Raw genomic sequence first — 23,864 nt, 5'->3', positions numbered from 1 at the left:
TTTTATTTTGAGAAAGTTTTAAAGCGAACTTCGATTTTTCTTCATCAGCTCTGCAACTTTTTTTTCGTTGGCTGAATCTGATTGCTCTAAATTAAGAATAATATTTTCAAAATCAAATTCATTTCGGTTTTGACTTAGCTTATTGGCGATAAAAATTTCTGTCGGAATGATATTAATTCCAAAAGCGCCTTTCATTTCCTTTCTCACCATTTCATCGCCCATATTTTCAACAAACATCGGGCATTTCTGAGTTTTTTCATATTTGAAAGTTAACTTTGTCAAATGTTTATACAACTCATCATCACTCATCAACTTCACTTTTCCTCGAATTTGAACAGCTTCATAATTCCAAGTTGAAACATTCGTTTTCTCGTACCACGACGATGAAATATAAGAATGCGCTCCGAGAAAATCACACAAAACCTCATCATCATCTTTCAAAACTTTCGCCTGAAAATTCGCTTTGGAAATATGCGTTTCAAGATAAAAGCCATCATTATCTTCATTCAACAAAAACATCGAATGAGTCGCCGATAATTTTTCTTTATCCGAAATCAAAAGCGCAAAAGCATTTTCACTGATGATTTTCTTCATCAATTCCTGGTCTTGGCTTTTGTATATTTTGGGGATGAACATATTTTAATTTAAATTGAAAAGTGTATATTCTATTTTGACATTTAGAATTACAATTAATGACCTAACAATTTCAATTAAAACAATTGATCCGGTCTTCTTGGCACAGCAATATTCAAATGTTTATACGCCTTTTCCGTCACTTCCCTTCCTCGTGGCGTTCGGATAATGAAACCTTCCTGAATCAAAAATGGTTCGTAAACTTCTTCCAAAGTTTCAGGGTTTTCGCCAATGGAAGTTGCCAAAGCTGAAATTCCCACCGGTTTCCCACGGAAGTTTTCAATCATCACGCGCATAATCTTGTTGTCCATATCATCCAAACCAAACTCATCCACGTTCAACGAATTAAGTGCGTATTTTGTGATCTCAATTTCTATTTCACCGTTTCCTTTGATTTCGGCAAAATCACGAACTCTTCTCAAAAGTGCATTCGCAATCCTGGGTGTTCCTCGGCTTCTTCGTGCTATTTCTAATGCGGCGTCTTCGTATATTTTGATGCCTAAAACTCGTGCACTTCTTTCGATGATCATTCCAAGAAGTTCAATGGTGTAATATTCCAGTCGGCTTTGGATTCCGAATCTTGCGAGCATCGGTTTGGTCAACATTCCGGAACGTGTCGTTGCGCCAACCAATGTGAACGGATTCAGTCCAATTTGGACAGAACGTGCATTGGGACCGGTTTCCAGCATAATATCAATCTTGTAATCTTCCATCGCGGAGTACAAATATTCCTCAACGATCGGCGAAAGGCGATGGATTTCATCGATAAAAAGCACGTCATTTTCCTCAAGATTGGTCAATAATCCAGCTAAACTCCCTGGTTTATCCAAAACGGGACCGGAAGTGATTTTGCAACCAACACCCAACTCATTCGCAATGATGTTTGCCAAAGTTGTCTTTCCCAAACCTGGCGGACCGTGCAAAAGGACGTGATCCAAAGCACCACCACGATTCTTCGCTGCCGCCACAAAAACTTCCAGATTGTCCAGCGTTTTTCTTTGTCCGGCAAAATCCTGGAAACTCTGCGGACGAATTTTTTCTTCCTGAATCAAGTCGTCATTGGAATAATTCTCCTTATCGGGATGTAAAAAATCGGGCATTGTTTGTAAATAATTGATGAATGATGTTTGATAAATGATAATTCTTGACGTATATCATCAATCAAAGATAATGAAAAAATAAAGGAATTATGGTTGGTAATTTTCGGTTTCGGTGATGATTTTTTTCAATTGGATTTTCTCTTCGGCTGTTAATTTTCTTTGATAAAGTCCATCTTTATAATCATTCCCCATCTGTTGCGGGAAGACTCCGTAATAATCATAAAGTTTCAAATCATAGATATTGATGGAAGGAAAAAAATCTTTCTCAAATGGATATTTTGGGACATCAAATTTGAAATTTCCTATTTGATAGTCTGAATTGAAGTTCATTACAGAACTGACTTTTGGTTTATAAATTTGAGACCAACTAAAATCTGAAAGTCGTTTTCCGATATTGAACTGCTGAAGAAATCCGGGAAATGTAAAGATCACAGAAATAAATACGGAAAGACAAACGGCAATCGTAACAGAATTATTTTCTGAAATATTCTTAAAAATTAAAAATATGGCGATCAAATAAACATCAATGAAAAAGCGATACTGCGCTGAAAATGAAATTATTAAAATTGTTTTTAAGATTATACAAATTAATAATAGATAATAAAATTTATTCTTTTCCCTAATTGTAAAAATTGAAATGATCATTAAAGAAACGATGATTCCAACATTCAAAACAGACTTGTAACCAATTGTAAACCAATGGTATATTTTATCAAAAAAATTAAATTCTATAACTTGTTGATAGGAATATTTCATATCATAAGTTTTCATCAGACCAATCTGTGAGGAATAGGTCAAAATCTCCTGACTCGGTTTCCAAGGCAAATTGAAATCGACAAAAGAAACCGGGAAAATTGGAAATCCAAACAGCCAGAGATTCTTCACAACAGATAAACTTCCGAAAATAACTATTGGAATAAGAACTTTAAAATTGAATTTATGCTGATAAACAAAATTCAAAATAACAAAAAGTGGCAACCAAAACACAATCGGTTTGATGCAAAATGCAAAAAGTGCCAAATAAAGAATTATTGGACTTTCTTGTTTGTTAATCGATTCGTTAACAACTATTAAAGTGAGAATCAGAATCGGTAAATCGGGACTTGGCTGTTGAACGAACAATAAAAAAATGGGAAGGAAAATCAATAAAAAATATTGCTTTCGCTCATAAATATAAATCAGAAAAAGGATTGACAAATAGGCGTTGATCTTTAAAAACGGATCAACAAAATGAGAAAATCCAGCTTGGTAAATATGCCAAAATGAAGTTTGTCCCAGCAACAAATCAAGGTTGGAAATGCCTTTCACAAAACCAAATTCCTTCAAATAAGAAATCGTTGGAACGTAATAACTCTGATGATCAAACAAATACGGCGAAAACGAAGCAGAAAAAAGAATAACTAAGGAAAAAAAGTAAAACCAAAAATTGAATTTGAAATTTGACAATGACAATCTTTCGCTTTTCAAAAACCAAATGATTCCAAGCAATCCAATTGTGATAAAAATTAATTCTATCATTGAACCCAGCGGAAAAAAGAACGCGAGAATCGTCTCAAACATTGTAATACCCATCATTCCCAAAAACGAAATCAAAACAAAACTTCGAGTCTCGATTTTGAGGATATTTCTGACGATCAATCCGTTTCCGAAATTGATCGCCAACAGTGAAAAAACAGTGAGTAAAATAAAAATCATAAAAAAAGATTGCCTAAAAATAAGCAATCTTTCCGTGTTAAATATATATATGAAGAATTTACTTCTGAACGCGTCCAGATTTTCTATCCTCTGCACGACCAATTGTGTATCCAGTCGCACCACCTGCAACACCGCCGATTACAGCGCCTAGACCTGGATTTTTCTTAGAAATAATAGCTCCCGCTGCGGCTCCCCCAACGGTTCCAATTACGGTTCCTTTTGCAGCGCCACTCCATCCTTTTTTCTGATTTGCAGTCGTTCCTGCAGAGCTAGACGTTCCGGAATTCGATGCAGTTGATCCTGATGAAGATGAGCTTCCTCCACCTGAGTTCCCAGATGATGAACTTCTCTTAGGTGTAGATTTTCTGGCAACTCTATTGGCTTCAGCTTGTCTCTCAGCTTCTTTTTCTTCTGTTACTTTATTGAGACTATCTTTTTGTCTTTCGAAGTTTATTTTCTCTTTTTCGATTGCCAGTTTTTGTTTTTCAATATCAATTTGTCTGGCTTGATAATCTAATTTTTGCTGTTCAAGAGAAGCAGTCTGAATCTTTTCATCCTTGTTACAAGATGTCAAAATCAATGCAGCTGCGAATCCTGTTAAAAATAACTTTTTCATAATCATTCATTTTATCACAAAAAGTGAATTATTGAATTAGTCTTTTCAATTATTATTCCAAAAATTAAATTCGCTGTTAAAGTTTGTTAAGCAAAAAAGCCTTCCCAAAAGAGAAAGCTTTGTAAATATATTTTTTGAAATCTTAGAAAAGTTCTTTTCTGATGATGTTTTGCGAACGCTCTGGCCCAACTGAAACCAAGTAAACATTGATTCCCAAATGCTCCTCGATAAACTCGATGTATTTTTTTGCATTCACAGGAAGTTCGTCGTAAGTTCTTGCGTTGGTAATATCTTCGTCCCAACCTTCCAACTCTTCATATTGCGGTTCGTAATCGTATAATTTAGTTGTTGAAGATGTAAAATAATCAATGATTTTTCCGTCTTCTGTTTTGTATTTTGTAGCGATTTTCAAAGGATGAATTCCTGTCAGAACGTCTAATTTAGTAATCACCAAATTATTGATCCCATTGATCATACAAGCGTGCTTCAAAGAAACAAGATCCAACCAGCCGGTTCTTCTTGGTCTTCCAGTTGTAGCGCCGAATTCCGCTCCGATTTGTCTGATGTTCTCGCCTAATTCATTGTCCAATTCCGTTGGGAAAGGTCCGTTTCCTACTCTTGTCGTGTACGCTTTTGCAACCCCAATCAAGTTTTGCAACGCTGTTGGTGGAACGCCTGCGCCAGTACAAACACCGCCTGTAGAAGGCGAAGAAGAAGTCACGTAAGGATAAGTTCCGAAATCGATATCCAGCATCAAAGCTTGTGCACCTTCGAAAAGGATATTTTTACCATCTTTGATGGCTTCATTGATTTCCAATTCGGTGTCAACGATTCTGTCTTTCAACAACTCTCCCAACGCGATGAATTCCTGATAGATCTCTTCAACATCCAAAGTTGGTTTCTCGAAATATTTTTCGAAAAGTGAATTTTTTGTCTTAAGGTTTTTCTCGATTTTTTCTCTTAGCACTTCCGGGTTCAAAAGATCGATCATTCGGATTCCTATTCTTGCAATCTTATCTTCGTAGCAAGGTCCGATTCCTTTTTTTGTAGTTCCGATCTGTGTTCCGCCTTGTTCCTCCTCTCTGTAGGTATCAAGCAAAATGTGATATGGCATGATCACGTGCGCTCTTCTGCTGATGAAAACGTGATCTGTTCGCAAACCTTTGCTCTCGATTTGGTTGATCTCTTTCACGAATGCCTTCGGGTTTACAACAACGCCATTTGCAATGATACATTTCCCTTTGCATTGCAAAACGCCGGATGGCAAAAGGTGCAATACAAACTTCTCATCGCCCACGTAAACCGTGTGACCAGCGTTGTCGCCACCTTGGAAGCGCACCACGTAATCTGACTTCGCCGATAAAACGTCTGTTATTTTTCCCTTTCCTTCGTCTCCGTATTGAAGACCTACAACTACGTAAGTTGACATATTTTTCTTTTTTATTAGATTATTTACAAAGTTAAATCTTAAATACTGCATGACAAAATCGATTGCACAAAAAACCCTCTTATCGATGAAAATAAGAGGGCAAAAACACAAATGATGAAAAAAAATTATAAATGCAATTGAGATAATTTCTTATCCCACATTTACAATACAATTTTCGGAGCAAAAATCGTACATTTTTTACAATATATCCTAAGAAAAAACAATAAATTTTCATATCACTTGAATAAATTAATACAATAATCTTTTATTTTTAAAATTTTAAACACAAAACCACATAAATATACACTTTGTTCTTTTTGAAGTTTTTAATTTATTGCATTAAGTAATAATACATTTACATTTTTCTTGAATAAATTCCAAATCAAACTATTATTAATATAAAATATAAAGAAGATTAATGTATTTCAATACTTAATCGGAATTTAATAATTAAATTTAAATATTTATATTAATTTTTTTAATATAAAAGCAAATATAATTTTGATTTTGAATTAACTCACCTATTTTTGCATTATAATTTTAATCAAAACAAAAACAAATAAAGAAATGTGCGGAATTGTATGTGTTTTTGACACTAAACAAAAAAACGAATCTATAAGACCTCAGATACTGGAAATGTCAAAAAAAATCAGACATCGAGGTCCGGACTGGTCAGGGATCTACCAACACGACAATGTGATCTTCTCTCACGAGAGATTGGCAATCGTGGATCCAACATCTGGAAAACAACCTTTGTTCACAAAAGATAATAAAGTCGCATTAGCTGTGAATGGTGAAATTTACAACCATCAAGAATTGAGATTAGAATTCCCGGATTATGAATTCCTGACTCAATCTGACTGCGAAGTGATTTTGGCATTATATAGAAGAGACGGCAAAAATTTCTTAGAAAAACTAAACGGAATTTTCGCATTTGCTTTGTATGACGAAGAAAATGACGCTTACCTCATCGGAAGAGATCATATGGGAATCGTTCCATTATACATGGGTTGGGATAAAAACGGAAGTTTCTACGTAGCCTCCGAACTGAAATCTCTTGAAGGCGTTTGCAACAAGATTGAAGAATTTCTGCCTGGACATTTTCTTTACAGCAAAGAAGGACAGGAACTTCAACAATGGTACAAAAGAGATTGGACAGATTTCGACAATGTAAAAGATAATCCGACCGACATCGCAGCCATCAGAAAAGGTTTGGAAGAAGCTGTCCACAGACAATTAATGAGCGATGTGCCTTACGGTGTTTTGCTATCCGGAGGTTTGGATTCTTCTATTATCGCATCTGTTACGGCAAAATATGCAAGACAAAGAATCGAAAGTGGCGATACTCAAGAAGCTTGGTATCCAAGATTGCACAGTTTTGCAGTTGGATTGGAAGGTTCGCCAGATTTGGCAGCGGCAAGAAAAGCGGCAGATCATATCGGTTCTGTTCACCACGAAATTAAATATACAGTTCAAGAAGGTTTGGACGCTATCAAAGATGTGATCTACCATTTGGAAACTTATGACGTTACAACAATCAGAGCATCCACACCAATGTATCTTTTGGCAAGAGTCATCAAATCGATGGGAATCAAAATGGTTCTTTCCGGCGAAGGATCGGATGAATTGTTCGGCGGTTATCTTTATTTTCACAAAGCGCCATCTGCACAAGCTTTCCACGAAGAAACTGTGAGAAAACTCGGAAAACTTCACTTGTATGATTGTCTTAGAGCCAACAAATCTCTGATGGCTTGGGGAATTGAAGGGCGAGTTCCTTTCTTAGATAAAGAATTTATGGACATTGCAATGGAAATCAATCCAAAAGATAAAATGATCACGCCGGAAAGAATGGAAAAATGGGTCCTTAGAAAAGCGTTCGAAGACTTGTTGCCAGAAAGTATTGCGTGGAGACAGAAAGAGCAGTTCAGCGATGGTGTCGGCTACTCTTGGATCGACACTTTGAAACAAGTTGCTGAAGATGAAATCACAGACGAAATGATGGCGAATGCGAAATTCAGATTTCCAATCAATGTGCCAATGAGCAAAGAGGAATACAGATACAGAACGATCTTCGAAAGTCATTTCCCAAGTGATTCTGCCGCAAGTTGTGTTCCATCTGTTCCATCAGTAGCTTGTTCTACGCCCGTTGCTTTGGAATGGGATGAAGCTTTCAAAAATGCCAATGATCCAAGCGGAAGAGCGGTGAAAGTGCACGAGACGGCTTATTAAACTAACATACACTAACTACAAAGAAAAACCACAAGTATTAGACTTGTGGTTTTTTATTTTTTAGTAACAATTGCTTTTCTCTTTTCTTTCGTCTTTCGTAGATGACTTCGGTAATTTTTCCGCCGATCCAGGAGAATGGGAAGAAGATGAGGAAGATGGATATTTTGTAGAACACAGGATGATAAGGATAAATGATAATATCCAACATCGCAATGAACAACATAATGAAGCCTATTAAAATAGCGTAGGCAACCTTCGCATATTTTACAATCACTGCCGTTACAACGCCACCAAAAGTCACTCCCAATCCACCGAAAAACAAAAGCGCAACGAAGAAGGAATTTTTGTGCTGCACAGACCGAAGCAAGGTTTCCCAATGCTCAAACGGCGCAAACTGCTTGTAGGTGATCCACGATGAATCAATCTTTATCCCCAACGTGATAATGAGAGCAGCGACCACCAAGCCAGCCAAAACACCTAAAGTATTCCTACAGAAATTCATTTTAATCTTTGAAAGCGATCATAGAGATTTCCACGTCCACATTTTTCGGAAGACAAGAAACCTGAACTGTTTCTCTCGCAGGGTAGATTTCGTTTTCGAAGTATGAAGCGTAGATATCATTCACCTCAGCAAAATCATCCATATTTTTAAGGAAGATAGAAGCTTTCACGGCATTGCTAAAGTCCATATCGGTCGCAGTCAAAATGGCTTTCAAGTTTTTCATGACCTGATGCGTTTCTTTTTGGATGCCTTCTACCAATTTCCCAGTTTCCGGATCTACAGGAATTTGTCCGGAAATGTATAATGTTCCATTGACCAAAGTTGCTTGAGAATAAGGGCCGATCGCAGCCGGAGCTTCTGATGTATGAATGATTTTCTTCATTTTTAATATTAATTTTTACAAAACTATATAAATTAGTCGAAAGTTGGAAGTTAGATGTCGGAAGTTTTCTTGATTCCGCATTTTAGCAACTTATAAATTGACATTCTTCGAATTTCTAGCACTACATTTCTAAAAACTGCTGTTGGGTTGCGTGAAACTTCTTTCTTTATATTTCACCGCATCTTTCAGGATGTTGGCTTTGATTCCGATAAAGAAATCATAGACCTTGTACTGCCCAAACGGAACCCAGTTGAATGTAATCGTAAAACTACGCTGGTCTCTCGCAAATCCCAGTCGTGTGTAGCCCAACTCTTTGTTTTGAATGTCATAGTTAGTACTTCCATTGATATTCCAATATGGTGTCAGTTTGATACTTCCGTCCAAACCAAGCGTTGCAACTTTTTGACCAAGTCGAGTCAATCCTCTTGTGTAGGAATAATTTCCGTTGATGTTCAAAGTCCATGTTGGAGAATAGTGGGAGTAATTATCATCATCAAAGAAATAATTCTCATTTCGGATTTCACCTTTCTTCTTATATTTTTTCGAGGCTTCTTCTTTTTTGCCGAAGATGGCTTCACTCATTGGATACGACAATTGAAGATTGAAACCCTGCAAACTAAAATGTCCAAAGTTCTCCGTTCTCTCGCCAACATTACTTCCGTCCTGGAAAACAATCTCGTAAGGTTCTATCGTAAGGCTGGTGTTGACATTCAATTTATTATCAAAGAAAGAAGATTGTCCATTCACAGAAAAGACAGACCATTTGTATCTTTCTGCTGCAAAGTTGTAGCCTCCAGAGATATTTAAGTTTTCAAAGATCTTCACTTTTTTCACGCCCGTAGAATCCGATTTGGATCTTACCTTCATCTCCAGATTATTATTAATATTAAATCCTAAACTCTGCGTAAGTCCAGAAGTTGGAGCTCCATAGATTCCATTGTCAAATATAGAATACGGAGCCATCTCCCCTCTCGAATTAGAATAATTTCTGAAATAACCCCAACTGGCCTCACCAAAATCCGGAGAATAAGTGAAACTGAAACTTGGCGTGATCATATGTCGAATTGCGACAATCGGAGAATTTTTGCTAAAGTTTTTCTGCCCATACAAAACGGTTTGCATACTTGTACTCGCTGAGAATGTGGAGTAAGCGGCAATCCCTTTGTTAAATTTGTCTTCTATAGCATTTGTAACTGGATTATAATTTCTCTCAAGTGTTTTGGTCGTCACTACATTGTCTGCATTGGCACTAAGCGAGAATGTGAAAAATTTCGCAACGGTTGTATTGGTGGACATCGAGATGTTGTTCTTCGCGCCGGTTTTCATTTCGTCCCACATTTCTTTCTTGAAGAGCTTGTCCTCTGTCGTCTGCACATAGTTGCTTAATGCCAATCCAGTATTCACGTTGATATTCTCCAACAAACCAGTTCGCACGCCGGTCTTCGGTTTGAAAAGATAAAACTGATTGATCGCCACCGTCATATCCGGCAAACGAAGATCCGTAAGTCCAGTAGCAAAATTCTGGGCATAAGCCATACTCGCACTTATCGTCACGGGAAGATTTAAGAAACGTTTGGTGACGTTCACTCTCGAAGTCTGTTGCGTATTCAGAACATTCTCGTTGAAGATATAATTATTATTAACTGTATTATTATAGAATCTACTGCTCACAATATCCACACTCGAGTTGAATGTAAAATACGGATTTGCCTTTGAATCCTGAGAATGCCGCCACGCAATCCTGAACGTTTTGGTTCTGGAATAATCATCCAAGCCTTTGATTCCACGGACTGTATAACCGTAATCCGCTGCGAAGTTTCCGGAATATCTGTATTTTTTGAGATAATTAAGTTCTGGTTTCAAATTCCAACTTCCTTTCGTATAAACATCTGCGAGAATCTTCAAATCGAAATGATCGCCGATTGGTTGGTAATAACCTAATCCATTCAGGAAAAATCCAACATCTTGTCTTTCTCCAAAACTCGGGATCAAAATCCCCGCTGATCGTTTATCAGAAAAAGGAAGAATGGCGAAAGGTAATATTAATGGTGTCGGAACTTGCTCAATGTACATTTGGATAGGTCCAGTCACTATTTGAGAACTGTTTTTTCCTTTCAATAGTTTGATGTAGGGCGCCGACATGTGATAATCCGCGAGGGAATCTTTCTTCTTAAGGAAATATTCGTCTGTCGTGAACATCGCATTTCTCATTACAAAAACCGAGTCATCATACTTCTTGGTTCGCTCTGCAACGATGACACCTTCACTTTCCTCCGTTCTAGCGTTGAAGGCAATGGCCTGTTTGGTTTTGAAGTTATAGATCACCTCGCTGTACTCAAATTTTTTGCCACCTTGTGTAGCTATTGCGGGCGTCGTAATTTTTCCTTTTTCGTCTTGCTCACCTCTTGCGTAGATCTTTCCGGTTTCCCAATCGATACGGATGTAGTCTGCATCTATCTGCATATCCTGATAGATGATCTGCGCTTTTTTGTTGAGGAAAGTCTGCTTGTTGGAGATGGAGGAACTGCTTTTGTTTTCAGCTCTGGTCTTTACGACATCATCCAGTTGTTCCTTTGGGATGATGGTGTCTTTTTTAATTCCAACGGAATTTCTGGTTATATTTAATGAATCTTGAACACCATTATTTCCAGCAGTATTTTGAGGCACAATTTGTGCTAAAATATTGTTAAAAATTAGGATATTTAAAATTAGTAATATACTTTTGAAAATACTTCGAGCCAATGCAGTCATTCTGAAATTGGGTTCAAAATTAATTAAATTTTAAAGATTAAAATGATTAGGCCAACACTTTATAATAAATTTTTTTTTCTGTTAACATTTTTGATTGGTTTTGGTAGCCTCCATTCGCAGAAAAAATTCACGGTTGTCCTAGATGCAGGTCATGGTGGAAGCGATGTAGGAGCCAATAGAAACTACTCGGACATCGGAACAGTACAGGAAAAAATGGTCACCTTGGGTATCGTTCTCAAACTTGGCCGAATGTTGGAAAAAAACAAAGACTACAAAGTCATCTACACGAGAAAAATTGATGAATATCCATCGTTAACTTACAGAACCGACCTTGCCAACAGAAGCAAAGCAGACCTTTTCATCTCAGTCCACGTAAATTCTTCACCAAGCAGAACCGCAACAGCGCAAGGAACAGAGACTTTCGTACAAGGTCCGAATCAAAACAAAGCCAATCTTGATGTTGCAAAAGCAGAAAACGACGTAATCTTCCTTGACGAAAAGGACAAGGAAAATTTTGCATCGTACAATCCCAGTTCTCCGGAATCTCTAATTGCACTAAAAATTCAGCAAAGCAAATATCTTGAAGCAAGTCTCACGATTGGTGGAATGATCGAGGATAATTTTGTTAAAAAAGACAAACGACTATCCAGAGGTGTAAAACAAGCCAACCTGCACGTTTTGAGAATGAATGCAATGCCATCCATTCTTATCGAAACTGGATTCGTAAATAATTATGACGATGCTAGATACATTTCTACAGAAGATGGGCAACAGTCCATTGCAGAGAGTATCTTCAACGCTATCGTAAATTATAAAAAATTGGTAGACAGAAACCAAAAAGAACCTGAGCCAGAAAAACCAGCGGAGCAACCATTGAAAAATGATTTTAGAATCTTGCTGATGAGCTCGCCAACAAAATACACAGACGAAGACCCAGCATTGAAAGGCTTGAAATATATCTTGCCAATCAAAGAAAATGGTTTCTACAAATATTATTATGGCACCACAAACTTTGCCTCCGTAAAAGACACGAATCTGAAAACGGCTAAAGATGCAGGATTCAGAAACTCCATGGCCATCAGTTTTGTTCCGAATCAATCTTTGGGAAGCGGTTATTACACATTGGAAATCTACGCTGGAAAAGACAAGTTGGATTCTAAGTCTATCATAATGAAAACGCTTCCAGATATGACCAGAAACAAGGAAAACGGCATTTTCTATTATACCCATGGAAAATACAAAACTCTGGAAGATGCTATCAAAGCTCAGAAAGATCTGGAGGGCAAAGGAATCACAAATACGATTATCGAGAAAAAATTGAAATAGACAAAATCATTTGCCTAAACTGTATAAAGTCTCTATTTTTGCAGTCCACAACGCCAAACGGCCTATTCGTCTAGTGGTTAGGACTCAAGATTTTCTTTCTTGCAACAGCGGTTCGATTCCCCTATAGGCTACATTTTAAAACAACAAAGCGCTTTTCTAAGGCGCTTTTGTTATATATTTACATTAAATGATATGATGTTCGATGTTTTAATATCCCACATTCGAGAAAAAGTTGACATTGATGAAAATCAGATTGAATTGTTAAAATCATTTTTCACTCATAAAAGACTTCATAAAAAAGAATATCTGCTACAGGAAGGGGAAGTTTGCAAAAACCTGACGTTCGTGAGCAAAGGCATTCTCAAGTCTTATATCCTGGACGAAAAAGGAAATCAACGGATCAATCTTTTTGCTTTTGACGGTTGGTGGATCTCAGATTTCAATAGTTTCCTTAATCACGAAAAAGCTTTTCTTAATATTGATGCGATTGAAGACTCAGAATTGTTAATGATAAGTCGGGAGAATTACGAGGAACTGACTTTGCGAATTCCAATAATGGACAGGTATTTTAGAATTCTTTATCAAAATAGTTTGGTGACGAAAGATTACAGATTGATCATTTCTAATAATTTCACCGCAGAAGAAAAATATCTTCAATTGGTCGAAAGCCATCCTAAAATAACCCAGAAACTTTCTCACGCGCTGATCGCTTCTTTTCTTGGTTTAAGTCCCGAAACAGTCAGCAGAATCAGGAAAAAGATTTCCCTTCAATAAAATTTGAATTAACTAAAACTGATGACCTACATCAAGTTTTGTCGGGTTTGAGGTCTCTAACTTTGCAATCAAATCATTTTTTTATGGAAAATATTGCATTAGTTGTCGGAGCCACCGGAATCACGGGAAGCAATCTTGCTCAGGAATTGGTCACAAATGGCTGGACAACATACGGATTGGCAAGAAATCCCAATTCAAACATATCAGGATTGATTCCTGTAAAAGCGGATTTGCTGGATGAGGACAATCTAAAGGTCGCCTTGGAAAACATCTCTCCTACCCACATATTCTTTACGACTTGGATGCGAAATGAGACCGAAGAAGAAAACATCAAGGTCAACAGCGCCTTGGTCAGAAATCTTTTAAATGTTCTATCTCCCAAAAAATCTGTTCAACACGTTGCTTTGGTTACAGGACTGAAACATTATCTGGGTCCATTTGAAGCTTATGCAAAATCGGGTTCGTTACCAGAAACACCACTTCGAGAGGAGCAACCACGATTGGAATATCCGAATTTCTATTATGCTCAGGAAGATGCAGTTTATGAAGCGTCGGAAAGAGACAGCTTTACTTGGAGCATTCACAGACCACACACCGTTATTGGATACGCCGTTGGAAACCTGATGAATATGGGAACTACATTGGCTATTTACGCAAGTATTTGCAAAGAAACTGGCAGTAAATTTATCTTTCCCGGATCTTCCGCACAGTGGAATGGATTGTCTGATGTGACCGATGCGAGAATCTTAGCCAAACAATTGATTTGGGCTTCTACAACCGAAGGTGCAAAAAATCAAGCTTTCAATATTACAAACGGAGATATCTTCCGATGGAAGTGGCTTTGGGAAAAAATCGCAGATCACTTTCAAATCGAGTTTGAAGGTTTTGATAATAATATCAGACCTTTGGAAAAAGAACTTCAAAATGATCAGGAGCTTTGGGAAAATATTTCTGAAAAATATCATCTCAAAGAAAATAACCTGTCAAAAATCGCCTCAGCTTGGCATACAGATCTTGACCTCGGAAGACCAATCGAGGTAATGACGGATATGGCGAATAGCAGAAAACTTGGATTTACATCTTATCAAAGCACACTAGATTCCTTTAAAGATCTATTTAGAAAATTAAAAGAAGAAAAAATAATTCCTTAAAATCTAAGGTCATCTATTATAAAGGATCAATATTTTTGTTGATCCTTTTTTATTTGATTAAACTGATTTCCATCATCAATTAAAACAAAAAAATCCTTTCCCAATAAAGGAAAAGGATCAATAAACTATCACCACTTATGTATAATTTTATGCAATGAATAATCCAGCAATTGTCGCAGCATCTGTACCACTCATTACTTCGTCATAAGCTGCAGAACCTGCTTCCGCACCAAATGCTGTTGCCGTGTTGAAACCAGCTTGGTTCGTAACACCTTCTCCTGCATAAACCGGATTTGTTGCTGCTGGCATATTACCGCCATTTGCCAATTCTATCCATCCTTTTTGCGCTCTCATTCTTCTAACTTGCGAAGCGTGTCTTGCCTCAACCGAGTGAATTTGCAAAGCTGCAGTCAACACATCTTTGTTGGACATTACGTTTCCAGCTTGTCCTTTGTAGGCTCTTACACCCGTATCTTCAAAAGCTTGCGCCAAAATCATAAATTGTTGGTAGTCATTCATCGGATCAAAATTTCCTCCAGCTGTAAAATCGAAAGTTGGTTTTGTAGCTGGCGTTGTTCCTAATGACGTCAATGCTGTTCTAAGAAATGCAACGTGTGCCGTCTCATGTTTTGAAATTTGAGAGAAAACAGTTCTGTCCGCAGTTGGGATAAGCCCTGCTTTTGCCAAGCCCATTCGATAATATTCGTCTTCCAAATATTCTAATGTCAGTGCCAATTGCAAAGCGTCCGTCAGCGGTGTTTTGAATGCGGTAGCGCTTGTACTTGTAGTTTCTGCTTTTGCTGGTGTTGACATCAATACGCCTAGTCCAAGTGGGACAGATGCAACGGCTGCTTTTTTTCCAAAGTCAGCAATACCAGTTAAAGTTTGTAATCTTGAAGCTTCTCCTGTGAAGAATTTGTCATCAGAGAGCTTGTCTAATATCTTAAGAATGTTCATAATAGTAAATTTTTGAAATTAATAACGAATTAAATACCTCTCTCTTTCCAAGTGAATGGCGTTTTGATGAAGCCTGCTGCTACAGTCACAATGTCTTTCGGTTCTTTTGCAAGATCCAATCCCATCGCGTTGATCACATCATCGCCAGAGAAATCTGCTGATTTTGGATTGATCAGATCACGAATCGCAGCAGCGTGTCTTGCTTCTACCGAAACAATTTTCCCTGCCAAAACAAGATAATCTGGATTGGTAATATATTTCCCTGCACCATTGTAAGCGGCAACACCCGTATCTTCTAGTGCTTTCGCAGTTGCAAGAACAGAAGTTCTACTTTTAAAATCCACGTTAGGATATTGGAATTCCAGAGTTGGCAGAATACTGTTCGGGGCCGCGCCACCAATTGCCGCTTTGAAGAAATCTCTATGGATTACCTCGTGGTGATACAAATCTGTAAGAATTGTTCTTTCCGCCTCCGAAACTCCTGTGTAGAAGCTGTTAACTACTTTGCTGTAGAAATCCGCCTCCAATTGCTCGAGTGCATAAGCATAATTCAAAACACCTACGTCGCCTTTTCCTAGATCAAAAACGCTGTTGTCAATGATTGTGAAATCATCGTCGTCATTACAACCCACCAGTGCAAGTCCTGCCAACGCAAGTCCAACGCCACTGAGTTTCAAAAAGTTTCTTCTGTTGGTATCCAAAGTAGCTGAGCCACTGGACACGCTGATTGTTTTTTTCATAATATTATTTTTAAAGTTTGGTTTAAAAAAATAAAACCAGCATTATTTATTATGCTGGTTTCAGTCATTATTAAGGCATCAGAACTGTATCAATCACGTGGATCACGCCGTTGGATTGGTTTACGTCTGCTATGGTCACTTTCGCGCTTGTTCCTTTTCCATCTTTCACATAGAGGTCATTTCCTTTGGTCCAAAATGTTACTTCTTCACCTTCTACAGTTTTCATTGCTGCTTTTCCGTTGCCGGCTTTTACCGCTGCCCAGATTTGTTTTGCATTGTATTTTCCTGCTAAAACGTGGTAAGTCAAAACTTTGGTCAATGTCGATTTGTTTTCTGGTTTCACAAGACTTTCAACAGTCCCTGCCGGAAGTTTGGCGAAAGCTTCGTTCGTTGGTGCCAAAACCGTGAAAGGACCTTTCCCTTGCAACGTTTCTACCAATCCTGCCGCTTTCACTGCAGTCACAAGTGTTGTGTGATCTTTGGAGTTCATTGCATTTTCTACAATATTTTTAGAAGGGTACATTGCAGCACCACCTACCATTACCGTTTTTTCTTTCGTAGCTTGTGCAGCCACATTTCCGCTGAATGCGAATGATAACGCGATCATTCCGAAAGCTGCGATTTTTGTTCTTGGGTTCATTTTTTTATTTTTTTAATATTAATATTTTGTGTGTTAAGTGCAGTTACGATTAAAGTTTACTTTTGGATTGAAATAATTGAATATTTATTTTAAACCACTAATAATCAGTCTATTATTTTTTAGCGACAGGAACAAAATCCAAGCAAACTGAATTCATACAGAATCGTTTTCCGGTTGGCGCAGGTCCATCATCGAAGATATGACCAAGGTGGGAATCGCATCTTCCGCAAAGCACCTCCGTTCTTTCCATATTATGAGAAGTGTCTTTTTTGTAGATCACGCTGGTTTTCCGAATGGGTTCGTAGAATGATGGCCAGCCACAAGTAGTTGCAAATTTGGAAGTGGAAAGGAATAATGCGTTGCCACAGACAGCGCAGAAGTAAGTTCCCTTTTGGTCAAATTCATAAAACTTTCCTGTGAAAGCGGTTTCTGTTGCCGCTTCTCTTGCTACCAGATATAGTTCTGGTTTCAAAATCTTTTTCCACTCTTCGTTGCTCACCTTTAGTTTTGAGGTTTCGGTTTTCGAATAGTATGGATTTTTGGTTTTGAAGTTTCCGGATTGTGCGGTGATGTTTCCGTGCATCAAGGCGACGGAGCTGACGAGGAATATTTTTTTAAGCTTTTTCATTGTCGTAAATATTTATCATTACTTACGAGCTGGAAGAAAAATTGGTTTTAGTTCCGTAATTTATGGAAACTATAAATTGGAAATGAAATGTTTCACCTCTGCGAAGCGCGCCCCGACCTGAACGGAAATCCTTTTTTGCATAAGGATACAGTTTACCTCAAATGAAATGGTGGAGCAAAAAAGATTGGGAGTGGAGGGCGGATAAAGGCGCCCAAAATTTCTTAAAACAATGTGACACTGATAACAAAATTTAACAAAATGAATTAATAAATCATTATTGGTATAATTTTTCTATATTTGGATTGAAAATAACAGATTATCAAAACAGCCTATTCCGAAGATGAACTTTTGGAACTGCTCAGAAAAAAGAGCGAAACAGGTTTCAAATATTTATACAACCACTACTCCGGTGCGTTGTATGGTGTTATTTTCAGGATAGTACAGTCAAAAGAATATACTGAAGAAATAATCCAAGATGTCTTTGTCAAAATATGGAACTCCATCCATCAATACGACGTTGTCAAGGGCAGATTCTACACCTGGATGATCAATATTGCCAGAAATACGGCGATTGATTATCTAAAATCCAAGTCTTTCCAAAACGAACTCAAAAACCAATCTCTGCCAGAATTCGTATATAACAGCACGGAACTTTCAACGACCAATAAGTCTTCGGATTTTATCGGATTCAATGATGTTCTGGCGAATTTGGACGTTGATAAACGAGAAATGATTAATTTAGCGTATTATCAAGGTTATACTCAAAACGAAATATCAGAAAAACTGAATGTTCCGCTAGGTACCATAAAGACCAAAATGAGGACAGCTCTAATCAAACTGAAAGATCTACTAAAAGATTATAAATAAAGTGAACATAGAAGAATACATATCATCCGGAATCTTAGAATCTTATATTCTAGGTCTTGCTTCTCCTGAGGAGGCGAGCATCTTGGAGTGTGTAATGAAGAATAATGCTGAGGTAAAAACAGCATTGGAGGAAGCACAAAAAACCTTGGAAGATCTGGCGACAGCTCAAGCTGTTACACCGCCTAACGATTTGCAAACCAAAATCTGGGACAGATTGCAAAGTGATCAAAACTCGGAGGTAGCCAAGTTGGAAGCTGATAAAAAAGAGCAGAAAACATACGGAATAAATCCTGAGATCTATCCTAATAAAACCATCAATTGGCAGAAATATGCGATCGCGGCTTCTGTATTGTTCCTTATAAGTATTTTAGGGAATTTCTTTTGGATCAGTGATATTTCTGATAATAAAAAGGAAATCGCACAATTGCAATCCGAAAAGAAGACCCAAGATCTCTCATTGCAGAAATCTCAAGAGAAATTAGCACTTCTTACTGACCCAAATATTCTTTCAGTTCCATTGAACGGCGTTGAAAAACATCCTGATTCCAAAGCAATCGTATATTGGAACAAGGAATCCAAAAACGTTTATCTAAACGCAGAAAATCTTCCAAAGGCACCAAAAGGGATGCAATATCAACTTTGGGCATTGGTAGATGGCAAGCCTGTGGATGCAGGAATGTACTCAGAAGAGAAAGATTCTGTCATTATTCTATCAAATATTCCAAAAGCACAAGCCTTTGCCATAACCCTTGAAAAGCAGGGAGGTAGCACATCTCCGACGATGGAAAATATGGTGGTGATGGGAACTATCTGATTCTAACTCTAAAAATTTCTATAAAAATCATTCAAAATATTTTGAATTTTAAAAAATATACATACTTTTGCATCGCCTTACGGGAGAAAAGAATGATGCCCAATAGTCATCATTAAAATGATTTAAAGAATAGATTATCCTCGATCAGGCAATATAAATTAATTTTAAAAAAAGTTTGCAAATTAAAAAATAGTTTTTATCTTTGCACCCACATTTGAACGATATGGCAAATCATAAATCAGCACTTAAAAGAATCAGACAAAACGAAGTAAGAAGACTTCGTAACAAATATAACCACAAGACTGCAAGAACAGCTTTGAAAACTCTTAGAACAGAGGAGAATAAAGCAGTAGCAGTAGAGCAATTACCAAGAGTAATCTCTTTACTTGATAAATTAGCTAAAAGAAACATTATTCACAAGAATAAAGCTTCTAACCTAAAAAGCAAATTAACTAAGCACGTAAACAGCTTAGCTTAATATAAGTCCTTGGCCCGTTCGTCTATCGGTTAGGACCTCAGGTTTTCATCCTGGTAAGAGGGGTTCGACTCCCCTACGGGCTACTTAAAATACCTTCACTAATTTTTCTGAAGGTATTTTTTATGAAACATTTAAAATCTGTCTTTTACAATCAGAATGCAGATGATAAATAACAGAAAAATTAATCAGGCCCGTTCGTCTATCGGTTAGGACCTCAGGTTTTCATCCTGGTAAGAGGGGTTCGACTCCCCTACGGGCTACTTAAAAATCCTTAGAAAAATTCTAAGGATTTTTTTTGGTTTAAAAACAAAATAATTTGATTCTTCTATCGTTGATAGTTAATTGAATTCTACCATTATTTTTCAATATCAAAAAAAACACTTATGTATATTTTAGTCGTTATCTTATTAATCTTAGTTGTTGTCTTCCTCATCAACTCCACTTTGCTTGATGGTTTCCGAAGCAAGCGAGGAAGAACCTTGGAATTTTTCATTTCATTGATTTCAACTTTTATCGGTTTCTTTTTTGCCTTAAGTCTTAACACCATTTTATCTGACATCAATCAGAAAAAAAATCTAGTTAAACTATTAGATGCTACAAATCTTTCTTTGGAAAACAGTGAAATGAAAACCCAAGGAATGTATCTCAATCCTGCGAAAAAAGGTGTTGACGTTGCAGAGATCATCCAATACTCACCAATAGAAATACCGAAGCTTTATACTAATCTTGAAACCAATTCTCTGGTGAGCGATTATTTTCTGTCCAATGCTTTTCAGGCATATATTTTGTGTAACGACAATCTGCAAACTTTTGTGAAAGGCGCCAACGCCGCCAATGCAAGCGCAGAGAAAAAAACGCAGATCTTGGAAAAGTATTTGGCTTACCTAAGTCTTGCAAAACAAGTGAACACGCTCGAAATAAAAAGGCTGAACGGAGACATCTCCGAGTCTGATGAAAACCAAGAGCTACAAAAATTAACACAACAAATAATGAACAAACCATAATTTATGAAAAAAACACTTTTAACATTGGCGTTAGCTGGAATTGTTATGACTGCCAACAGTTGCAAAAAAAATGATACTGCAAATGTAAAAATAGATTTCACACAATCTTATGAAGATGCGGCTTTGGCATTGGCGACAGCTCAACAAAATTATCAAGCAGCTGTTGCAAGCAATGACCCAGCCAGAATAGAATCGGCGAAAATCGAATTGCAAAAAGCACAAGACAAATATGTGGAATCTAAAAACGTGTATGTAGCAGAAGGTGGAACGGTGAAAGCCGAATATGAAAACAATCTGGCAACATCTACCCAAATCTTAGGAAATACTTCAAGTGGTATCGTAAGCAATGCAATTAAGAAAACTGATAGCATCATCACTGGAAAAACAAACGCTGAAATAGACAATACAGCAAAAGAAATAAAAGATAAAGTGAACGCTGAAAAAGCAAAACTTGTAGAAGATGCGAATAAAAAAGTGTCAGATGCGAAAGTGGAAGCTGAAAAAGTAAAGGCCGACCTCAAAAAATCTACTGAAGAAACAAAAAAAGCAGCGAACGAAAGAATTGATAAGGCTCAAAAGGATTTGAATAATCTTTTTAAATAATTGCAATACAAACATATCTTTATAAAATCCTTAGAAATCTCTGGGGATTTTTTATTTTTACATTAATTTAAAAAAAAATCAATGAAAATCCTCATCATCAACGGTCCAAATCTTAATTTACTCGGAACGCGTGAGCCGGAAATATATGGTTCGGTTTCTATGGAAGATTATCTTTCGGATTTGAAAAATGAATTCGGATCTGATGATTTGTTTTACTACCAATCCAATATCGAGGGTGAGTTGATCAACCGTTTGCAGGAAGATAACTTCGACGCTGTGGTGATCAACCCTGGAGCTTTCACGCACTATTCCTACGCGATTTCGGATTGCCTTAAGAATATCAAACTACCAAAAATTGAAGTTCATATCAGCAATATCTACAAACGTGAGGAATTTCGCAAGAAATCTGTGACGGCTGAAAGTTGCGATGCTGTGATTTCTGGTTTCGGAATGAAAGGTTATAGACTAGCAATTCTGAGTTTGAAGTAATTTGACCACATAGGCACATAGATTTTTATCAGTCTTAAAAACAAAAAGAGAAAATAGTAAATGTTCTATTTTCTCTTTTTTAGTTTAGCAACCATTTTTATCACAATTCTATGTGCCTATGCGGTTCGTATATTACTCAATTTTCACAAAGAATTTTCCGACTGGAGATCCATCTGCCATATTATTCTTGGCGAAGATTAGCCAATATTCTCCTTTCTGTTTCGTGTCATATTCAATCGTCGGTCCGAATGGTCCGTCAAAAGTATTGTCTGGCATTCTGATTTGATTGAATCTCACATTCATTGGTGTTTCGGTTTTTAAATAACCTTTTATTTTGGACTGATTCAGATTTTCTAATTTCAAAATAATTTGGTCATCCGGATTTTTGATTTCGAGATTGAGTCGGATTGGCATTTCGGATGCATCGACTGTGATAATGTTTTGGTTGGATTCTTTCTCAGTTTTTAAAATGGTAGAAAGCGAATCGATTGGTTTTTCAATCGTCGTGAGGGTGTCCACCTTTGTATCTTTTACTTCTGGTTCCTTTTTACAAGCGACCAAAAACAACGGGATTAGCGCCAAATATTTCAAGTTATTCATTTTTGAACTTTTCGAGATTAATCGTTTCATAATATAAAATTTTTGAGAGGAAAGTTTCTTGTTGATAAGATTCGATTCTTTCTGTCAGTTTGTTTTTCATTTCCGTATTTCCAGATTTCTCTGCATAATCCAGCAAAATTTTTTCATTATAATTAATGGAAACCAAATGGTAATTGTCCGCGAAATCTTTTCTTTGAATGTTGTTGAAGGTGATGATTCCGCCCCAATTGACGTAACTGCAAACCAAAATCAAGCCATACGATGCCCAAAACATCTTGTTGAAAAGGAATGCATTGGTCTTCTTTTTCTGGATTTTGATGAAAGTTAAAATCAATCCAATCAAAGCCATTGTGAGAAAAGCATAAACGCCCAAACGCTTGTAAGTCAAACCAAAACCCGAGATATATTCTGCATTTTTGATGATTGCGGAAAGCACCAAAGTCCCATTCAGAACAATCCATATTTTTGCGGAAATTTTCAAAGTTTTGGCTTTTTCATCAAAATTAAATCCATTTTTAAAGTAAAATAAAATCACGAGAATTGCCATTATGATAGACATTATCACAGCATTCACGCGATCGTGCGTTTCTGCGCTCAAAGTGTCTGCGGATGATGTGACCTCATAAAATTGCTCATAATTGTAAGTGACAATGAAAATCATTAACAAAATATTAAGCGCTGACAATGAGATGAATCCACTCACTCTTTCGGAATCGATGTCGAGGAAAGAAAAGGTTGGTTTTTCCAATTTGATGATGCCGAAAAAGTCGTCTTTCAAATGGTGATTTTGTTTGAAGATAAATCTTTCCACACCGGAATTCCAGAAAATAAACCCAATGTAGAAACCGATAACTGCAAGAATAATCACTGTAAGTGGTTCAAAATCCAATTCAGAATCGTTGAAAAGATTAGCAAAATGGTCGCTCCCAAAAGAGTAAATGAAGAAGAAAATCGTGACAAACAATCCTGGAATCAAAACAAAAGTGATGAGTTTCTTGGCAAAGCTTTTCCCTTCTTTCGGCTTCTCATACCATTGTTCTGTGTTGAAAACTCTTCCCAAAAAAGAGAAAAGGTTGATTAATAGAACTTCGATATAAAGAAATGGTTTAAGTTTCGGATAAGTGCCTTGAAACCTTAATAAAAATACAGAAACGAAAACGGCAACGAAAGAAATAGCATCGCCAAACCAAGCAAATGCAAACGAAGAGAAAATGGATGTGACAAAAAGTGCAAGAAACGTTTTGTTCCGAAACTCTGATTTGGTTTGGGTAAAAGTTAAAATGCTCAGAAAAATTGCGAAAATCCCGAGATTGAGCGCGATGTATTCTTTGTAAAAAAGAACGACAACTGCCAAAACTGTAATGAAAATAAGATGGTGTTTTTTCATAATTATAAATGATTTTTAATAGTTGATAAATTTATTTTTTGCGATTTCTTAACCACAGAGGGCACGGAC

The 23,864-nt window shown here is 37.0% G+C and carries 24 protein-coding genes and 3 tRNA genes; 13 read left to right on the top strand and 14 right to left on the bottom strand.

Annotation, left to right across the window (positions count from 1 at the left end; all coding sequences use genetic code 11):
• Positions 1-18 precede the first annotated feature (18 nt).
• The 5 genes from IO90_RS10440 to IO90_RS10420 form a co-directional block, all read right to left on the bottom strand.
• Positions 19-636 (bottom strand): FMN-binding negative transcriptional regulator, encoded by a 618-nt coding sequence (locus tag IO90_RS10440; protein ID WP_034966225.1) that lies wholly within the window; start codon positions 634-636, stop codon positions 19-21.
• A gap of 74 nt (positions 637-710) precedes the next feature.
• Positions 711-1,733, bottom strand: a complete 1,023-nt coding sequence (ruvB, locus tag IO90_RS10435) for a Holliday junction branch migration DNA helicase RuvB (RefSeq protein ID WP_034966222.1) — start codon at positions 1,731-1,733, stop codon at positions 711-713.
• An 87-nt stretch (positions 1,734-1,820) separates the two neighbouring features.
• Positions 1,821-3,428 (bottom strand): LIC_10190 family membrane protein, encoded by a 1,608-nt coding sequence (locus IO90_RS10430; RefSeq protein ID WP_051878526.1) that lies wholly within the window; start codon positions 3,426-3,428, stop codon positions 1,821-1,823.
• 58 nt (positions 3,429-3,486) lie between these two features.
• Positions 3,487-4,044, bottom strand: coding sequence for a YMGG-like glycine zipper-containing protein (locus IO90_RS10425; RefSeq protein ID WP_034966218.1), 558 nt, complete (start codon positions 4,042-4,044; stop codon positions 3,487-3,489).
• A 142-nt stretch (positions 4,045-4,186) separates the two neighbouring features.
• Positions 4,187-5,473: an adenylosuccinate synthase gene (locus IO90_RS10420; RefSeq protein WP_034966217.1), complete on the bottom strand. Its 1,287-nt coding sequence runs from the start codon at positions 5,471-5,473 to the stop codon at positions 4,187-4,189.
• Between the two features lie 567 nt (positions 5,474-6,040).
• On the opposite strand from IO90_RS10420, the gene asnB reads away from it, so the two are divergent.
• Entirely contained in the window at positions 6,041-7,702 is a 1,662-nt protein-coding gene (gene asnB, locus IO90_RS10415) for an asparagine synthase B (RefSeq protein ID WP_034966215.1), read from the top strand.
• 37 nt (positions 7,703-7,739) lie between these two features.
• Here asnB and IO90_RS10410 read toward each other — a convergent pair whose 3' ends face one another.
• From IO90_RS10410 to IO90_RS10400, 3 genes are all read right to left on the bottom strand, one after another.
• Positions 7,740-8,204, bottom strand: a complete 465-nt coding sequence (locus IO90_RS10410) for a hypothetical protein (RefSeq protein ID WP_034966213.1) — start codon at positions 8,202-8,204, stop codon at positions 7,740-7,742.
• A 1-nt stretch (position 8,205) separates the two neighbouring features.
• Positions 8,206-8,586, bottom strand: coding sequence for a RidA family protein (locus IO90_RS10405; RefSeq protein WP_034966211.1), 381 nt, complete (start codon positions 8,584-8,586; stop codon positions 8,206-8,208).
• 129 nt (positions 8,587-8,715) lie between these two features.
• Positions 8,716-11,337 (bottom strand): putative LPS assembly protein LptD, encoded by a 2,622-nt coding sequence (locus IO90_RS10400; protein ID WP_034966207.1) that lies wholly within the window; start codon positions 11,335-11,337, stop codon positions 8,716-8,718.
• Between the two features lie 36 nt (positions 11,338-11,373).
• On the opposite strand from IO90_RS10400, the gene IO90_RS10395 reads away from it, so the two are divergent.
• The 4 genes from IO90_RS10395 to IO90_RS10380 all read left to right on the top strand — a co-directional run bounded on the left by IO90_RS10395 (position 11,374) and on the right by IO90_RS10380 (position 14,588).
• Positions 11,374-12,663: an N-acetylmuramoyl-L-alanine amidase family protein gene (locus IO90_RS10395; RefSeq protein ID WP_410492593.1), complete on the top strand. Its 1,290-nt coding sequence runs from the start codon at positions 11,374-11,376 to the stop codon at positions 12,661-12,663.
• A 59-nt stretch (positions 12,664-12,722) separates the two neighbouring features.
• A tRNA-Glu gene (locus IO90_RS10390) sits at positions 12,723-12,794 on the top strand.
• A 61-nt stretch (positions 12,795-12,855) separates the two neighbouring features.
• Positions 12,856-13,437 (top strand): Crp/Fnr family transcriptional regulator, encoded by a 582-nt coding sequence (locus IO90_RS10385; protein WP_034966203.1) that lies wholly within the window; start codon positions 12,856-12,858, stop codon positions 13,435-13,437.
• Positions 13,438-13,520: 83 nt separating this feature from the next.
• Positions 13,521-14,588: an SDR family oxidoreductase gene (locus IO90_RS10380; protein ID WP_034966200.1), complete on the top strand. Its 1,068-nt coding sequence runs from the start codon at positions 13,521-13,523 to the stop codon at positions 14,586-14,588.
• Between the two features lie 147 nt (positions 14,589-14,735).
• Here the strand turns inward: IO90_RS10380 and IO90_RS10375 are convergent, their stop codons facing one another.
• The 4 genes from IO90_RS10375 to msrB form a co-directional block, all read right to left on the bottom strand.
• On the bottom strand, positions 14,736-15,545 hold the full coding sequence (locus IO90_RS10375) for a ferritin-like domain-containing protein (RefSeq protein WP_034966199.1): 810 nt from the start codon (positions 15,543-15,545) through the stop codon (positions 14,736-14,738).
• Positions 15,546-15,574: 29 nt separating this feature from the next.
• On the bottom strand, positions 15,575-16,285 hold the full coding sequence (locus tag IO90_RS10370) for a ferritin-like domain-containing protein (RefSeq protein ID WP_034966197.1): 711 nt from the start codon (positions 16,283-16,285) through the stop codon (positions 15,575-15,577).
• A 70-nt stretch (positions 16,286-16,355) separates the two neighbouring features.
• Entirely contained in the window at positions 16,356-16,925 is a 570-nt protein-coding gene (locus IO90_RS10365; protein ID WP_051878524.1) for a fasciclin domain-containing protein, read from the bottom strand.
• Between the two features lie 112 nt (positions 16,926-17,037).
• Positions 17,038-17,553: a peptide-methionine (R)-S-oxide reductase MsrB gene (gene msrB, locus IO90_RS10360; RefSeq protein WP_034966195.1), complete on the bottom strand. Its 516-nt coding sequence runs from the start codon at positions 17,551-17,553 to the stop codon at positions 17,038-17,040.
• A 348-nt stretch (positions 17,554-17,901) separates the two neighbouring features.
• Between msrB and IO90_RS10355 the strand changes: the two genes are divergently transcribed.
• The 8 genes from IO90_RS10355 (at position 17,902) to aroQ (ending at position 21,808) form a co-directional block, all read left to right on the top strand.
• Positions 17,902-18,420, top strand: coding sequence for an RNA polymerase sigma factor (locus tag IO90_RS10355; RefSeq protein ID WP_051878522.1), 519 nt, complete (start codon positions 17,902-17,904; stop codon positions 18,418-18,420).
• A 1-nt stretch (position 18,421) separates the two neighbouring features.
• A complete protein-coding gene (locus IO90_RS10350) occupies positions 18,422-19,234 on the top strand; it encodes an anti-sigma factor domain-containing protein (protein ID WP_034966190.1) in 813 nt (270 codons plus the stop codon).
• Between the two features lie 223 nt (positions 19,235-19,457).
• On the top strand, positions 19,458-19,712 hold the full coding sequence (gene rpsT, locus IO90_RS10345) for a 30S ribosomal protein S20 (RefSeq protein WP_034966187.1): 255 nt from the start codon (positions 19,458-19,460) through the stop codon (positions 19,710-19,712).
• Between the two features lie 11 nt (positions 19,713-19,723).
• Positions 19,724-19,795 (top strand) — tRNA-Glu (locus tag IO90_RS10340).
• Between the two features lie 105 nt (positions 19,796-19,900).
• Positions 19,901-19,972 (top strand) — tRNA-Glu (locus tag IO90_RS10335).
• Between the two features lie 123 nt (positions 19,973-20,095).
• Positions 20,096-20,716: a hypothetical protein gene (locus IO90_RS10330; protein WP_034966184.1), complete on the top strand. Its 621-nt coding sequence runs from the start codon at positions 20,096-20,098 to the stop codon at positions 20,714-20,716.
• Between the two features lie 3 nt (positions 20,717-20,719).
• Positions 20,720-21,319 carry a hypothetical protein gene (locus IO90_RS10325; protein WP_034966180.1) on the top strand — a complete coding sequence of 200 codons (600 nt, stop codon included), beginning with the start codon at positions 20,720-20,722 and terminating at the stop codon, positions 21,317-21,319.
• A gap of 81 nt (positions 21,320-21,400) precedes the next feature.
• Entirely contained in the window at positions 21,401-21,808 is a 408-nt protein-coding gene (aroQ, locus tag IO90_RS10320) for a type II 3-dehydroquinate dehydratase (RefSeq protein ID WP_034966178.1), read from the top strand.
• 132 nt (positions 21,809-21,940) lie between these two features.
• Here the strand turns inward: aroQ and IO90_RS10315 are convergent, their stop codons facing one another.
• Together IO90_RS10315 and IO90_RS10310 are read right to left on the bottom strand one after the other, a co-directional pair.
• Complete coding sequence (locus IO90_RS10315; RefSeq protein ID WP_051878520.1) at positions 21,941-22,408, bottom strand: hypothetical protein; 468 nt, start codon at positions 22,406-22,408, stop codon at positions 21,941-21,943.
• Positions 22,401-23,795, bottom strand: coding sequence for a DUF4173 domain-containing protein (locus IO90_RS10310; protein WP_034966176.1), 1,395 nt, complete (start codon positions 23,793-23,795; stop codon positions 22,401-22,403). The genes IO90_RS10315 and IO90_RS10310 overlap by 8 nt, the downstream gene beginning before the upstream one ends.
• Between the last annotated feature and the right edge of the window lie 69 nt (positions 23,796-23,864).

Source organism: Chryseobacterium sp. FH1, assembly GCF_000735135.1.
GTDB lineage: Bacteria > Bacteroidota > Bacteroidia > Flavobacteriales > Weeksellaceae > Epilithonimonas.
Note: the sequence above shows the minus strand (reverse complement) of the source record. Positions and strands in the feature narration are given on the sequence as shown.

Bases quoted from the DNA above. Each gene is read 5' to 3' on its own strand.
- IO90_RS10425 (WP_034966218.1), bottom strand. From the start codon at position 4,044: ATGAAAAAGTTATTTTTAACAGGATTCGCAGCTGCATTGATTTTGACA.
- IO90_RS10380 (WP_034966200.1), top strand. From the start codon at position 13,521: ATGGAAAATATTGCATTAGTTGTCGGAGCCACCGGAATCACGGGAAGC.
- ruvB (WP_034966222.1), bottom strand. From the start codon at position 1,733: ATGCCCGATTTTTTACATCCCGATAAGGAGAATTATTCCAATGACGAC.
- IO90_RS10440 (WP_034966225.1), bottom strand. From the start codon at position 636: ATGTTCATCCCCAAAATATACAAAAGCCAAGACCAGGAATTGATGAAG.
- IO90_RS10385 (WP_034966203.1), top strand. From the start codon at position 12,856: ATGATGTTCGATGTTTTAATATCCCACATTCGAGAAAAAGTTGACATT.
- rpsT (WP_034966187.1), top strand. From the start codon at position 19,458: ATGGCAAATCATAAATCAGCACTTAAAAGAATCAGACAAAACGAAGTA.
- IO90_RS10430 (WP_051878526.1), bottom strand. From the start codon at position 3,428: ATGATTTTTATTTTACTCACTGTTTTTTCACTGTTGGCGATCAATTTC.
- IO90_RS10325 (WP_034966180.1), top strand. From the start codon at position 20,720: ATGAAAAAAACACTTTTAACATTGGCGTTAGCTGGAATTGTTATGACT.
- asnB (WP_034966215.1), top strand. From the start codon at position 6,041: ATGTGCGGAATTGTATGTGTTTTTGACACTAAACAAAAAAACGAATCT.
- IO90_RS10370 (WP_034966197.1), bottom strand. From the start codon at position 16,285: ATGAAAAAAACAATCAGCGTGTCCAGTGGCTCAGCTACTTTGGATACC.
- IO90_RS10410 (WP_034966213.1), bottom strand. From the start codon at position 8,204: ATGAATTTCTGTAGGAATACTTTAGGTGTTTTGGCTGGCTTGGTGGTC.
- IO90_RS10405 (WP_034966211.1), bottom strand. From the start codon at position 8,586: ATGAAGAAAATCATTCATACATCAGAAGCTCCGGCTGCGATCGGCCCT.
- IO90_RS10315 (WP_051878520.1), bottom strand. From the start codon at position 22,408: ATGAATAACTTGAAATATTTGGCGCTAATCCCGTTGTTTTTGGTCGCT.
- IO90_RS10375 (WP_034966199.1), bottom strand. From the start codon at position 15,545: ATGAACATTCTTAAGATATTAGACAAGCTCTCTGATGACAAATTCTTC.
- msrB (WP_034966195.1), bottom strand. From the start codon at position 17,553: ATGAAAAAGCTTAAAAAAATATTCCTCGTCAGCTCCGTCGCCTTGATG.
- IO90_RS10420 (WP_034966217.1), bottom strand. From the start codon at position 5,473: ATGTCAACTTACGTAGTTGTAGGTCTTCAATACGGAGACGAAGGAAAG.
- IO90_RS10400 (WP_034966207.1), bottom strand. From the start codon at position 11,337: ATGACTGCATTGGCTCGAAGTATTTTCAAAAGTATATTACTAATTTTA.
- IO90_RS10330 (WP_034966184.1), top strand. From the start codon at position 20,096: ATGTATATTTTAGTCGTTATCTTATTAATCTTAGTTGTTGTCTTCCTC.
- IO90_RS10310 (WP_034966176.1), bottom strand. From the start codon at position 23,795: ATGAAAAAACACCATCTTATTTTCATTACAGTTTTGGCAGTTGTCGTT.
- aroQ (WP_034966178.1), top strand. From the start codon at position 21,401: ATGAAAATCCTCATCATCAACGGTCCAAATCTTAATTTACTCGGAACG.
- IO90_RS10365 (WP_051878524.1), bottom strand. From the start codon at position 16,925: ATGAACCCAAGAACAAAAATCGCAGCTTTCGGAATGATCGCGTTATCA.